The following is a 13,666-nucleotide window of genomic DNA, read 5'->3' as shown; positions in this document are numbered from 1 at the left end:
ACGACGGTTGGAGAGGTCAGACGTTAGGGGGTGGAGTGCCGTTGATGAGGAGGCGGTGGGGTTCCTGGAGGCCGGGGGGCAGGTCGTCGGGGGCGAACCAGCCGGCTTCGATGATCTCGAAGGAGTCGAGGCTGATCGAGCCGCCCGTGAGGTCGGCCTCGAAGGCGACCTCCGCCCGCAGCCGGTAGCCGCTCTTGAGCAGCATGAGGCGCCGCACCCGGATGTCCAGTCCGGTCTCCTCGCGGACCTCGCGGACCAGGGTGTCCTCGAAGGTCTCGGACTTCCTGGCATAGCCGCCCGGCAGGCCCCACTGGCGGCCCTCCGGCCAGAACCGGTGCCGCACCAGGAGCACCCTGCCCTCGGCGTCGCGCACGACCCCGGTGACGCCGACCATGAACTTCGCGTGGGTGAACCACATCACCCGCCACTGGACAGGCCGAAGCGCCCGCCAGGCCCGCACGACCAGCCTCTTCACACCGCTCCTTCTCCGCCGACTCGCACACCCGCCGAAGGGGCGTGTCAGGACGGCTGGAGGGTGTCCTTGTGAGTGTCGGGGCCGCTCATCGTCCAGCCGGGTGCGTGGGACACCAGGTGCAGGTCGTTTCCGCCGACCCCCTGCCCACAGGTGCGGCACACCATGGCCGGCTGAATCCGGTGTCCGTGGTGCTCCAGGATCATGGGCGGATCGTCGGCCACCCAGCGGTCGCCCCAGGTCATGAGGCTGATGAGCACAGTGAGAAGGTCTTTGCCCGCATCGGTGAAGTGATACTCGAACCGGGTGGCCTGATATTCGCGCTTCTCAAGGATGCCCTCGGCGACCAAGGACTTGAGCCGGACGGCCAGCCGATCGCGTGGTGCCCCGGTGTTGCGGGCGATCTGACTGAACCGCCGATTGCCGAAAAGGATCTCACGCATGGCCAGCAACGACCAACGGTCGCCGGCCACGTGAAGCGTGGCCGCTATCGAACACGGTCTTCCAGGGATCACCGGGGACTCAACCATGGCTTAAGCGTATCAAGCCACGGTTTGCTATCCAAACCGTCCCGCTAGTAGGGTCGCATCGCGGTCTCGATATCAAACCGTTCGAGTCATGATCGCCGTCTGGCGCGGACGTGGGACCCATCTCAGCCTGTCCTCGCCGTCAAGGGGGCCACGTAAAGACCGGATGAGCAGGGAACGAATCTGTTCGTCGCCGCGGAAGAGGCGTCGGTCGCGGTCGCCTCCGCCGGCGGCGCCACCCCAACACCATCGACCGACCCCCGGCGCCATGCCGGGCCCTGTCCGCATGGACAGGCGCGGGCACGTCCGTTGCGACATGTCCGCATATCGCAAGGAATCTCAATGACCATCGTCAAAGCCGCCGCAGTCCAGATCAGCCCCGTGCTCTACAGCCGGGCGGGCACCGTTGAGAAGGTCGTCCAGAAGATCCGCGAACTGGGAGAGAAGCGTGTCCAGTACGCGGTCTTCCCTGAGACCGTCATTCCCTACTATCCCTACTTCTCCTTTGTGCAATCGCCCTACGCCATGGCCAAGGAGTCCCTGCGCCTGCTCGAGGAGTCGGTGACCGTGCCGTCCGCCGAGACCGACGCGATCGCCCAGGCGGCGAGGGAGGCCCACATGGTCGTCTCGATCGGCGTCAACGAGCGCGACGGCGGGACCATCTACAACACGCAACTGCTGTTCGACGCGGATGGCACGCTGATCCAGCGCCGCCGGAAGATCACGCCGACCTATCATGAACGGCTGGTCTGGGGCCAGGGTGATGCTTCCGGCCTGCGCGCGGTGGACGCAGCCGTCGGACGGGTCGGCCAGCTCGCCTGCTGGGAGCACTACCAGCCGCTCGCGCGTTACGCTCTGATCGCCGACGGCGAGCAGATCCACGCCGCGATGTATCCCGGTTCCTTCGGTGGCCCGCTGTTCGCGGAGCAGATCGAGGTGAACATCCGCCAGCATGCCCTGGAAGCGGGCTGTTTCGTGGTATGTGCAACCGCCTGGCTCGACAAGGACCAGGTGGGACGAATCGCCGAGGACACCGGCGGTCCCGCACTTTCCGGGGGCTTCTTCACCGCGATCGTCGATCCCGAGGGACGCATCATCGGAGAGCCCCTCACATCAGGCGAGGGGGAGGTCATCGCCGACCTGGACTTCGCGCTGATCGATCAGCGTAAGCGTCTGATGGACGCGCGCGGTCACTACAGCCGCCCGGAACTGCTCAGCCTGCGGATCGACCGCACTCCGGCGGCCCACCTTCACGAGCGCGATGCTCAGGTGCCGGACCAGAACGCTCGGACGGTCCAGGACGACCGCTCCACTGAGGCGCACTGAGGCGTTCCCACCCGTGTCGCACCTGCGCACACCGCAGGTGCGACGCCGCATGCCGGTTTTGGCCTCGCCGTGCCGGTCGCGACTGGACAGGTCGGAAAAGGGGCTGGTCATTCCAACGGCCATGGGTGGCCGGCCTGCCGGGGTCATGTCCGGACGGCGCTTCATCGATGAGGGCCCGGCCGTCGTCTCCTGGAAGACCGGTTTTGAAGTCACCGTGCGAGACTGCGGTCATGGCCGACTCCCACGATCACGACGACGATCAAACCGGCAACGGTCACGACCATACGGCTCACGGTCGGCATCCCGACCATGGTGACCACGTCCATGACCACGTCCATGACCACGTCCATGGCCACGGTCACGGTGAGGACGCGGCGTGCGCCATGGCGCATGGGTCCGCTCCCGCGCCGTGGGAGGCGTCGCGGGCGGGCGAGCGAGTCCTGGTCGCCGTGTTCGCCTCGCCGGTCGCCGGGCACCTGCTCCGGTACGGGGCCGACATCGGGTTCAGTGGCGTCCTGCTGGAGCCCGACCCCGAGCGCGCCGAGCGCGTCGCGGCCGACGGCATTCCCGGTGCCGAGGTGGTGACCAAGGTGCCCGCCTGGCTCGACGGGACCGCCGACGTGGTGCTCACCGACCACGACCGTCCCGAGCTGGGCGCGGTGCTGCACGAACTGCTCGCCTTCCCCTGCCGGTGGATCGGCGTGATGGGCAGCCCGCGCCACACCGCGCCGCACGTGGCGGCGCTGGCCGCGCTCGGCGTACCGCCCGGGGAGATCGCCCGCGTGCACCGGCCCATCGGCCTCAACATCGGCTCGAAGACGCCGCCGGAGATCGCGATCTCCACGCTGGCAGGCCTGCTCGCCGACCGCAACGACCGCCCCGGCGGCTTCGCCTTCTGACCGGGTCCTTCCTCTGAGGAAAGCGTCAGCGGCGGCCGGCGGCTTTGCGGGAGGGGTAGGCGGGGGTGAGGTTGGCGGGGACGGCGTCGGCTTCGCCTTCTGAACGTGCACGGCTGTTGACGATCGGTGCCGGAACGGCGGTAGGGCGGGTGGCCGTGGCCACCCGCCCCACCTTCGGGGTACCCGCTGCCGGCCCCCGCCGGCGGCTCGACGTCAGCGGGCGTCGCAGTACTTGTTGCTCAGCGGGACGTCGTCGAAGGTGACGCCCTTGGCGAAGGTGAGCGGGGGGATGCCGGAGACCAGGTACGCCGCGTTGACGCGGGTGACGACGCATCCGCCCCGGTTGGCGGCGGCCGTGATGTGGTAGGCGGCCGAGGCGCCCTTGGTGAGGATGGCCGCCGCGCAGACCGCGATCCCCATGGGGTGGGAGATCTTGCTGCAGATCATGTAGGCGGCTCCGGTCGTGAACGTGGTGCCCGCTCCCATCATGTCCTTGAGGTTCCTGGTGACCTTCTTGGACATGTACCAGGAGCAGGTGACCCAGCCGCAGTTGCGCCGGACGCTCTTCAGAACGCTCGCGGGCGCGGCCGCGGTGGCCCTGCTCGTCGCCGCGGCCGTGCCGGCCTCCGAGGCCCCGGCCGTGCTGGTGCTGTTGGCCATGCCGGTGAGCGCGGGCGCGGCGAGCGTGATCGTGGTGGTCCCGGGGCCGGCGGCCGCGTCGGCGGCCGGGGTGACGGCCAGCGTCATCGCCGAGCCGGCGCCCAGGAGGGCGAGGGCGGCGATACCGGTGCGCAGACGGGTGGGGATGGTGATCATGTCGGGTTCCTCTCTCGTGCCGGTGTGAGAGGAAGGTAGGTCGGCCCGTGTTGAGGAAATGTTGAGCTTCCGCTCACCCCACCATGGCCGCCGGGCCGGCTGACGCCGCTGCTCTCGCTCACTCCAGCGGCCGCCGTGCCCGCTGACGCCCCCTGGCCGCCGCGCCCGCCTACGTGCCCGGCACCCCGGCGAAGGTCCGGTGGGCGCCGTCGTCGGATGAGGGCGTGGATGGGTCAGCGGTGAGGGTTGCCCGTTCGGCGGAGGATGTCCAGGGCTCTGGATCGGCCGCGGTCGTCCGCGACGCTCTGGAAGATCTCCAGCGCCTCGCCGGCCAGTTCCCCGGCCCGGTCCACGGCGCCCTCGGCCAGGTTGACCTCGGCGAGGGTGGTCAGCGCGGCGGCGTCGAGGAGCCGGTCGCCGAGCCGGACGGCGATGCCCCGTGCCTGTTCCCCCAGGGTCCTGGCCTCGGAGACGAGCTCCTGCGACATCCGCACCGAGGCCAGGTCGAGCAGTGCGTCGGCCTGGCCGTGCCGGTCGCGCAGGCCGGACAGCAGGGACACCGCCGTGGACAGGTGTGCCGCCGCCTCGTCCAGCCGGCCGGTGCGGTGCAGCACGATGCCCAGCGCGCGGTGCGCCTCCGCCGCCCCTCTGCCGTTCTCGCCATCGGAGGGGTGGCCGTCGAAGGTGGCGAGGCAGGCGGTGAGGTTGCGCTCCGCGTCCGCGGGCCTGCCCAGCTCCAGCAGGACCTGGCCGAGCCGGCGCCTGGTGTGCGCGATGTCCTTGGCGGCGCCCGCGCGCAGGAACATGCTGAGCGCGAGCCGGAGCCGCTCGTGGGCGCGATCCCATCGGTGCTCGGCCCGGTGCAGGTCGCCGAGGTCGCGCAGCACCAGCGCCTCGGCGCGGGGGTCGCCGGCCTGGCGTGCCGCGTCCAGGGCGAGCTCGCCGATGTGGCGCCAGGCGTCGAGGAACCGGTGGCGTTCGAGGAACGGCACGAGCAGGTGGGCGAGCCGCCGGGCGCCGTCCCACAGCCCGGCCTTGTGAAGGTCCTCCACGAGGCCGGTGAGGAAGTCGCGCTCGGCGAGCAGCCAGGTCACCGACGTGCGGATGTCGGTGGTGACGAAGGTCTGCGAGCGCGAACCCGGGCGGGCCGGGAGGGGATGGCCCGGCCGGCCGGGGAGAGGGTCGCCTGACAGGCCCTGGAGGGGGGTGGCCGGGAGGGGCTGGTCGGCCGGGCCGGTGGACAGGAGGGGGAACCGGGATGCCTGGACTCTGGTCATGACGACGCTCAGCAGCCCGATGAGCGTGTCGCGGACGGCGTTCTCGCCGCTCTGGGCGATCAGCTGCTCGCGCGCGTACAGCCGGGTCAGGTCGTGCATCCGGTAGCGGACCTGGCCGGCCACGTCGATGGCGTGGGTCTCCAGCAGGCCCGCGTCGACCAGGGTCTCGGCCTCGCCACCGAAGTGCGCGGCGACCCAGTCGGCGAAGTCGGGCGCGGAGATCGCCCCGAGCATCCGCAGCATGCGCCGGGCCTTGTCGGGCAGCCCTTCGTAGCCGATCGAGTACACGCTCCGCACGGTCTGGTCGCCCGAGTGCAGCAGGTCGAGCCGTAGGTGCTCGTCGTCGAGGAGCCCGACGAGGTGCTCCACCGTCCACGCCGGGCGCGCGGCGAGCCGGGCTCCGGCGATGCGCAGGGCGATGGGCAGGCCGCCGCAGATGCGGCCGAGCCTCACCATGGCGGGGCGTTCGGCGGACGCGCGCTCGGGGCCGATCAGCACCTCCAGCACCTCCAGCGCGTCGTCGTCGCCGAGGACGTCCACCGGGAGCCGCACGGCGTCGGTGAGGCCGCCGAGCGCGGACCGGCTGGTGACGAACGCCGGGCAGGAGGTCAGCAGCGGCCGTACCTGGCCCTCGTCGGCGGCGTTGTCGAGCAGCAGCAGGAGTCGCCGGTCGGCGGTGTAGGCGCGGAACAGCCGCGCGCGGTGCTCCAGCGTGGCGGGCACGGCCTGCGCCGGGCAGCCGAGCCAGCGCAGGAAGTCCGAAAGGACCGCGCCGGGGTCGACCGGCCGGCCGTGGTCGCCGCGAAGGTCGGCGTAGAAGACGCCGTCGGCGAAGCGGTCGCGCCCGCGCCAGGCGGCGTGCACGGCCAGCGCCGACTTGCCCGCGCCCGCCTGGCCGTGGACGACGACCGTGGCCGGCGCGGCCGGGTCGGCGGTCAGCCGGTCGAGCCGTTCCAGCAGGTCCTGCCTGCCGGTGAAGTGGGCGACGTCGTAGGGCAGCAGCACGGGCGGCCCGGCGGAGACGTGCAGCGAGACGTCGTCGTGGAGCATCCGGTGGTACAGGAGCTGCAGCGCGGGGTCGGGTTCGAGGGCGTGCCCCTCGTCGAGCGCCTCACGCAGCCGGGTGTAGGCCTCCAGCGCCTCCACGCGGCGGCCGCTGCGGTAGAGCGCGAGCATGTACTGCCCGTGGAAGCGCTGCCATGTTGGATGCCATCTGGTGAGCTGCCGCAGGTCGGGGACGAGTTCGCGGTGGTGCCCGGCCTTGAGGTCGAGGTCGACGCTCCGTTCGACGGCGAGCAGGCGGAGCTCTTCCAGCTCCTCGCGGAGGGCGGTGGTCTCCACCCATCGGTGCCCGTCGGGGTCGACGTCCTCCAGGACGGGCCCCCGCCACAGGTCGAGCGCCTCGCGCAGGTGGGATCGGGCCTGGTCGTCCTGGCCCTCCCGCGCGGAGCGCAGCCCTCGCTCCACGAGCCGCCGGAAACGGTGGACGTCGAGCCGGTCCTCCTCGATCGCCAGCATGTACGTGCCGGACGTCGTCGTGATCACGTCCTTGCCGAGCGACTGCCGGAGCCGGCCGATGTAGCCCCGGAGCAGGGAGTCGGACCGGTCGCCGTCCTCCCGCGGCCACAGCAGGCCCCGCAGCCGGGCGAGCGTCATGGGGCGCCGCGCGTTCAGGACGAAGACCGCCAGGAGGTCCCGGTGCTTGGGGGCCGTCGGGGTACGGTCCCGCGCGCCGTCCTGTACCTGTAACGACCCCATGATCCGAAATTCCATGACAATCTCCGGTGAGATGCGTCAGACGTCCGGTAACCGCAAGCCTTCATATACCACGGGAGGACCCGATGGCCCTGTCGCCGCTCACCCCCTCCGATCCGCAGCGGCTGGGCGGCTACTGGCTGGCGGGACGGCTCGGCGCGGGCGGCCAGGGGGTCGTCTACGAGGCCTACGGCGAGCAGGGAGAGCGCGTCGCGGTCAAGGTGCCCCGGCTGGACGACCCCGCCTCGCGCGCCCGGCTGGCCAAGGAGGCGGTGGCGGCACAGCGGGTGGCGTCGTTCTGCACGGCCAGGGTGCTCGAGGCCAGGACCGACGTCCCGGAGCCCTTCATCGTCAGCGAGTACGTCGCCGGGCCGAACCTGCGCCAGGTGATCGGCCGCACCGGGCCGTACGAGGGGGATCTGCTGCTGCGGCTGGCCATCGGCGTCGCCACCGCCCTCACGGCCATCCACCAGGTCGGGATCGTCCACCGCGACCTCAAACCGGACAACATCATCCTCGGCCCCGACGGCCCCCGGGTGATCGACTTCGGGGTGGCCCGGCAGCTCGGAGCCCCGGGGACGACCACTGGTCCGATCATGGGCACGCCGAACTACATGGCCCCCGAGCTCTTCGCCGGACGCGAGGCCTCGGCCGCCGCCGACATCTGGGCCTTTGGGCTGACCGTCCTGTTCGCCGCGACCGGCCACGACGCCGTCCCCGAGCGCGATCCGTTCGCCGTCGTCACCAAGGTGCTGGACCTGCGGCCCGACGTCGGCGTCCTGGCGGACCCGCTCAGAAGCGTGGTGGCCGGCGCGCTGGCGCGTGAGGCGGAGGCGCGGCCCTCGGCGCGTGCTCTCCTACTGACCCTGCTGGGCGGCATGACCGGCATGACTGGCATGAGCAGCATGGAAGGTACGGGCGGAACGGCCGGTACCGGCGTTCTCTCCGGCTCGGGGGACGCGGGTGGCGCGGACGGCGGCCGGCCCGCCTCTGGCTGGGGCGGGGCGGTGGACGGCTCGGACGGGGACCCGCTGCTCGCGGACGGTGGGGTCGTCGCGGCCGGGGTGCGGCCACCGGACGCCGCACGCGCCGGCGAGCCGGATCTCGGAACGCTCGCCGAAGAGCTCTACCAGGAGCTCTCCGAGGGAGAGCGCGCCGTCGCGCCGGAGGTGTTCCTGCGGATGGTGGGCGCCTCGGAGGACGGCGAGGAGACGATCAGGCACGTACCGCGCGAGGAGCTGCCCGGCGTCTCCGGCGACGGCCCCGCCGCGTCGCTGCTCGGCGTGTACGGCGCCGCCGGGCTCGTCGTCGAGACCGGCGCCGCGTTCACGCTGGCCCACCCGGCGCTGATCCAGGCGTGGCCGAGGCTGCGTGAGTGGGTGGCCGAGGACCGCGACGGCCTGCCCGTCCACCGGCGGCTCACCGAGGCCGCCCGGGCGTGGGACCGCCTCGGCCGCAAATCCGGCGACCTGCTGCACGGGTCGGGGCTGGACAGGGCGCTCCGCTGGGCGGCGGCCGGACGCCGGCACGTCACGCTGATCCCGCTGGAACGCGAGTACCTGGAGGCCGCCGCCACCCTGGCCAGGCGCACCTCCCGGCGCCGCGGCATGCTCGCGGCGGCGCTCGCCGTCCTGCTCGTCCTCGCGCTCGCGGGCGGCGGCCTCGCGGAGTACCTGCGCCGCGTCGCCAACCGCGAGCGGGACGAGGCGAGTGCCCGATCGCTCGCGGTGCGCGCCGCCGACCTGCGGCAACGCGATCCGCGGCTGGCGATGCTCATGAGCGTGGCGGCCTACAGGCTGGCTCCGGCGCTTCCCCAGTCGCTCGGCGCGCTGCACGACTCGCGGTCCCAACCCGTGATCGACGCCTTCACCGACCCCGACGTCACCGCCGGGACGGTGTACGCGTGCGGTCCCGGCGGGCGCACGCTGGTGGCCGTCCGCGCCGGTCAGGTGACGGTCTGGGACGTGCGCGCCCGCCGGGCGGCCCGCCGGTTCTCCGGCGTCGGAACGTCGGTGGTGAAGGCGGCGCTGCGCCCAGACGGGAAGGTCCTGGCGCTCCAGGACGACGGCGGCGTGCGCCTGTGGGACTTGGCCGCCGGCACGGCGATCGGAAACCGGTTCGCCGGTGGGGCCGCCCGGGGGGACCTCGGCGAACTGCGCTTCGATCCCACCGGGCGCCTGCTCGCCGTACCGGAGGGCCGCGGCGGTTCGGGGGCGGCGGTGTGGTGGGACCTCGCCCGGAACGAGAAGGTCCGCGCCGGTTCCGGTGCGGGAGTGGACGCCGTGAACGCCGACGGCACCCTCGGGGTCGTCCATTCGACCGGGCGGGGGCGGGCCGAGCTGTGGGACCTGAAGACAGGGCGCCGCGTTCCGGCGGGCTGGCTGCCCGAGAAGAAGAACGTCCGTGACGTCGAGTTCGGCCAGGACGGCCGGACGCTGGCCGTCACCGAGTCGCTTCCCGAGGTGCGGGGCGTGAAGCTCCTGCTGCGCCGGGCGCGCACGGGCGCCCCGCTGAAGGCCGACGGCGCCGGGCCGGTGGGCGACGACATCGCCTTCGGGTACGGCGACCGCTTCGTGGCGTTGTGGGGGCCTCGCGAGCTGGTCGTCCTGCGGCTCGCGGACGGCCAGATCGTCGCGCAGCGGGAGCTGGGCGTGGAGATCGCGGACCTGTGGTTCGACGAGACCGACCACGCTCTGCGGGTGCTGTCGTCCTATGGCGCGGTGACCACGCTGGACCTGGCGCCCCTGCTCGACCGGCCGGTCCTGCCCGGGTCCTCTGAGGGCGGCAAGGCTCTGCTCGGGCCGGGAGGCCGGGTGCTGGCCCTGTACGACGGCGAGGCCGTACGGCTGTGGGACGTCCGGGCCGGCCGGACGATCGGCCGGCCCGTCGCGCTGGAGAACCCGTCGTACACGCTTCCCGCCCTCGCCTTCAGCCGGGACGGCGGCAGGTTGGCCATCGGAGGGCTCGTCCGCCTCGGTGCGCCCGGCGCACCCGAGACGGCCGAGCTCTCCAGCGCTACCACACCTCCCACAGGTTCTGTCGCTCCCCGTGGTCCCGTCGGCACGGGGGGCCGAGAAGAGCGCCGGCCGGGCGGCGCGCTCCCGGCGGCGGCGCGGGCCGGGGTGGTGATCGTGGACACCTCCGACGGGTCGGTGACCACCTCCTTCCCGGTGGCGGACCGCGAGGCCCAGGGCGTCGCCGGTCTGGCGTTCAGCCCGGACGGCGCCACGCTCGCGGTCGCGCCGGACCACCTCGGCCCCGCCGGACCGCTCGAACTGTGGGACCTCGGCCGCGGGCGGGCCGTCGTCGTGCCGCAGGTGGCGGGATCCGCGCGCATGGCCTACCGCCCGGACGGAAGGCTGCTGGTGGCCGGGGTCGACACCGAGCTCTCGCTCGTCGATCCGGCCAGGCGGATCCGGCTCCCGCGGCCCGGCGGGACGGGCAGCCTGGCGGCCGGGCCGTACGCGTTCAGCCCGGACGGCCGTCGCGTCGCCATCGGCGTGGAGACGACCCGGCTGTCGGTCTGGGACGCGGACTTCCGCGCACCCACGGGCCAGGCGTTCCCGGAGGCGGGCGAAGGTGGGATCGCGACCGCCGTGTGGTCGCCCGACGGCCGCACGATCGCCACGTACGGGTCCGGTGACAGGGTGAGGTTGTGGGAGGTGTCCAGCCGCCTGCCGCTGGGACTGGTCTTCGATGGTCTGACAGGAGAGGGCTTCCAGGGGCAGGCGTCGCTGGCCTTCGGCGAGGACGGCCGCACGCTCGTCAGCGCCACGCCCGACGGGGTGGTCAGGTGGTATCCCCTCGACGGCGACCGGATCGCGTCGCAGGTCTGCGCCCGGGCCGGGGGCGGACCCGCGCCGCAGGAATGGCGGCGCCAGGTCGGCGAGGTCGCCTATACCGACGTGTGCGGCTGAGCCCGTGCCCGGGCGATGAGATACCCCGGGCGATGAGATACCCCGGCGCGATCCCCGGGCGCGGTTCGCCACCCCGGTGGTCCCGGAGCCTCTGGTCCCCCGGCCGGCACCCCCGCGTGGCTCCACCCCGTCGCGAGCCGCTGTCAGAGGCGGCCGGCGGCCTTGAGGGAGAGGTAGGCGTCGGCCAGGGCCGGGGCGAGGTCGTCGGGGACGGCGTCGACCACCTCGCAGCCCTGGCGCCGCAGCAGCGCGGTGAGCCGGGCGCGCTGCCCGCGCAGGTGCTCGGCCGCCGCCGCGTCGTAGACCAGCTCGGCCGTGCCGCGCCCGGACGCCATCTCGGCGACGCGCGGGTCGGAGACCGCCGCGACCAGCACCAGGTGGCGCGAGGCGAGCTGCGGAAGCACCGGCAGCAAGCCCTCGTCCATGGCCGCGGGGTTGAGGTCGGTGAGCAGGACCACCAGGCAGCGCCGCTTGGCGCGCGACAGCACGGCCGCCACCATGCTCGCCGAGTCGGCCTCCACCAGCTCAGGCTCGATGGGGGCCATCACGTTGACCAGGGCCGCCAGCGAGTCGGTGCGCGACGCGCCGGACATCCACGCCCGCACGGCGCGGTCGTGGGCGAGGAAGTCGACGCGGTCCCCGGCGCGGGTGGCGAGCGCGGCCAGCAGCAGCGCCGCGTCCATCGACCAGTCGAGGCGCGGCCATCCCGCCTCGCCCCGCGTCACCAGGGCGCCGCTCCCACCCTGCGGGTACGCGGAGGAGCCCTCACGGTCCGGCCGCAGGAACGGAGAGGCGCCGTTCCTGTTCGGCGGTGACGCCGGGGCGCCGCCGGGAGGCGGCTGGGGGAAAGGGGAGGTGCCGACGCGGCCGGCGGAGGTGCGGCCGGTGTCCAGGACGATCAGCACCCGCCGGTCGCGTTCGGGACGCCAGGTGCGCACAACGACGTCCGAGCGGCGCGCCGTGGCCCGCCAGTCGATCGAGCGCACGTCGTCGCCCACGACGTACTCGCGCAGGGAGTCGAACTCGGTGCCCTGGCCGCGCACCAGCGCGGGATGCTGCCCTTCCAGCGCGCGCAGCTTGGACAGCTTCGCCGGCAGGTGCTTGCGGCTGAGGAAGGGGGGCAGCACGCGCACCGACCACGGCACCTGGTGCGACCCCTGCCGCGCGGCGACGCCGAGGGGGCCGAGCGAGCGCACGGTGACCGTCACGGCCTCGCGGTCGCCGCGCCGCGCGGGCGTCAGCGTCGTGACCAGGCGGCGCCGCTCGCCGGCCGGGACGTCCAGGCGCAGGTGACGGGGCGCGGCCCCCGCCGACGGCGGCCAGGCGTCCCGCAGGGCGCCCCGTACGCGGCGGCGGCCGGGGTTGGCCACGACCAGTTCGACGGTCACCGACTCGCCGAGCCGCACCAGCCGCTCGCCGCCGCGGTGGAAACTCAGCGGGCGGACGCTCCCGGCCAGCAGCAGGTCCACGGCGATTAGGGCGCCGAGCACCAGCAGCAGGCCGAGCACGGCGTACCCGGGGCGCGGCGCGAACAGCACCACGACCGCGCCGAGCGCGGCGATCAGCCCCCCGCGGCCGGTGAGCGCCATCAGCGGGGGACCGGGACCGAGGCCAGGACGCCGTCGAGCAGGCCGTCGGGCGTCGCCCCCTCCAGCTCGGCCTCCGGGCGGAGTTGCACGCGGTGGCGCAGCGCCGGCTTGGCCAGCGCCTTGACGTCGTCCGGGGTGACGTACGAACGCCCGGACAGCCAGGCCCACGCGCGGGAGGCGGCCAGCAGGGCCGTGGCGCCGCGCGGCGACACGCCGAGCTGGAGCGACGGGGACATCCGCGTCGCCCGGGCCAGGTCCACGACGTAGCCGAGCACCTCGGGCGCGACGTGCACCTTGGCGACCTCGGCCCGTCCGGCGGCCAGGTCGGCCGCCGAGGCGACCTGCTTGACGTGCGTGAGGTCCTTGGGGTCGAAGCCGAGCGCGTGCCGTTCGAGCACCGCGATCTCCTGGTCGCGGGGCGGCAGCGGCACGGTGAGCTTGAGCAGGAACCGGTCGAGCTGCGCCTCGGGCAGTTGGTAGGTGCCCTCGTACTCGACGGGGTTCTGCGTGGCGACCACCACGAACGGGTCGGGCAGCCGCATGGGCGAGCCGTCGACGCTGACCTGCCGCTCCTCCATCGCCTCCAGTAGCGCGGCCTGGGTCTTGGGCGGCGTGCGGTTGATCTCGTCGGCGAGCAGCAGGTTGGTGAAGATCGGCCCCTCGCGGAAGGCGAACTCCGCCGTCTTGGCGTCGTAGACCAGCGAGCCGGTGACGTCGCCCGGCATCAGGTCGGGGGTGAACTGCACCCGCTTGAACTCCAGCGCCAGCGTGGCCGACAGCGTGCGCACCAGGAGCGTCTTGGCGACGCCGGGGACGCCTTCCAGCAGCACATGGCCCTTGCAGAGCAGGGCGATGACCAGCCCGGTGACCACGGCGTCCTGCCCCACGACCGCCTTGGCGACCTCGGCGCGCAGCGCGCCGAGCGCGTCCCTTGCCTGGTCGCCGGCGGCGCGCGCGTGGGCGCCGGCGGGCCGGGTGAGCTCGCCGGGCCGGGTGGGCTCGCCGTCACCGCCGCCCGCCGGGACGGGCGCGGGCGGCCCGAGCGCGGGCGGTCCGGCCGGAGCCGGGGCGGCGGGCGGGGCGGCGGG

10 protein-coding genes are annotated in these 13,666 nt (G+C 73.4%); 3 read left to right on the top strand and 7 right to left on the bottom strand.

Features of this window, described 5'->3' with window-relative positions; all coding sequences use genetic code 11:
• Positions 1-16 precede the first annotated feature (16 nt).
• Both ABZU32_RS24910 and ABZU32_RS24905 read right to left on the bottom strand, forming a co-directional pair.
• Positions 17-475, bottom strand: a complete 459-nt coding sequence (locus ABZU32_RS24910) for an NUDIX domain-containing protein (RefSeq protein ID WP_354925539.1) — start codon at positions 473-475, stop codon at positions 17-19.
• 44 nt (positions 476-519) lie between these two features.
• Positions 520-945 carry a winged helix-turn-helix transcriptional regulator gene (locus ABZU32_RS24905; RefSeq protein ID WP_354925537.1) on the bottom strand — a complete coding sequence of 142 codons (426 nt, stop codon included), beginning with the start codon at positions 943-945 and terminating at the stop codon, positions 520-522.
• A 396-nt stretch (positions 946-1,341) separates the two neighbouring features.
• Between ABZU32_RS24905 and ABZU32_RS24900 the strand changes: the two genes are divergently transcribed.
• Complete coding sequence (locus ABZU32_RS24900; RefSeq protein ID WP_354925534.1) at positions 1,342-2,325, top strand: nitrilase-related carbon-nitrogen hydrolase; 984 nt, start codon at positions 1,342-1,344, stop codon at positions 2,323-2,325.
• A gap of 209 nt (positions 2,326-2,534) precedes the next feature.
• Here ABZU32_RS24900 and ABZU32_RS24895 read toward each other — a convergent pair whose 3' ends face one another.
• Positions 2,535-2,687 (bottom strand): hypothetical protein, encoded by a 153-nt coding sequence (locus tag ABZU32_RS24895; protein ID WP_354925531.1) that lies wholly within the window; start codon positions 2,685-2,687, stop codon positions 2,535-2,537.
• A gap of 21 nt (positions 2,688-2,708) precedes the next feature.
• On the opposite strand from ABZU32_RS24895, the gene ABZU32_RS24890 reads away from it, so the two are divergent.
• Complete coding sequence (locus tag ABZU32_RS24890; RefSeq protein ID WP_354925529.1) at positions 2,709-3,224, top strand: XdhC family protein; 516 nt, start codon at positions 2,709-2,711, stop codon at positions 3,222-3,224.
• Positions 3,225-3,437: 213 nt separating this feature from the next.
• Here the strand turns inward: ABZU32_RS24890 and ABZU32_RS24885 are convergent, their stop codons facing one another.
• Positions 3,438-4,040 carry a hypothetical protein gene (locus ABZU32_RS24885; protein ID WP_354925525.1) on the bottom strand — a complete coding sequence of 201 codons (603 nt, stop codon included), beginning with the start codon at positions 4,038-4,040 and terminating at the stop codon, positions 3,438-3,440.
• Positions 4,041-4,273: 233 nt separating this feature from the next.
• On the bottom strand, positions 4,274-7,090 hold the full coding sequence (locus tag ABZU32_RS24880; protein WP_354925522.1) for a BTAD domain-containing putative transcriptional regulator: 2,817 nt from the start codon (positions 7,088-7,090) through the stop codon (positions 4,274-4,276).
• Between the two features lie 68 nt (positions 7,091-7,158).
• Between ABZU32_RS24880 and ABZU32_RS24875 the strand changes: the two genes are divergently transcribed.
• The gene (locus ABZU32_RS24875) at positions 7,159-10,989 is read left to right on the top strand and encodes a protein kinase (RefSeq protein ID WP_354925519.1); all 3,831 of its coding nucleotides are present in this window, start codon (positions 7,159-7,161) and stop codon (positions 10,987-10,989) included.
• 143 nt (positions 10,990-11,132) lie between these two features.
• Here ABZU32_RS24875 and ABZU32_RS24870 read toward each other — a convergent pair whose 3' ends face one another.
• Together ABZU32_RS24870 and ABZU32_RS24865 are read right to left on the bottom strand one after the other, a co-directional pair.
• On the bottom strand, positions 11,133-12,578 hold the full coding sequence (locus ABZU32_RS24870; protein WP_354925517.1) for a DUF58 domain-containing protein: 1,446 nt from the start codon (positions 12,576-12,578) through the stop codon (positions 11,133-11,135).
• On the bottom strand, positions 12,578-13,666 hold a 1,089-nt coding region (locus ABZU32_RS24865), incomplete at its 5' end, for a MoxR family ATPase (protein ID WP_354925514.1). The genes ABZU32_RS24870 and ABZU32_RS24865, both read right to left, overlap by 1 nt.

It is taken from the genome of Sphaerisporangium sp. NPDC005288 (assembly GCF_040607475.1).
GTDB lineage: Bacteria > Actinomycetota > Actinomycetes > Streptosporangiales > Streptosporangiaceae > Sphaerisporangium > Sphaerisporangium rhizosphaerae.
This window is presented reverse-complemented; position numbering and strand designations above follow the sequence as displayed.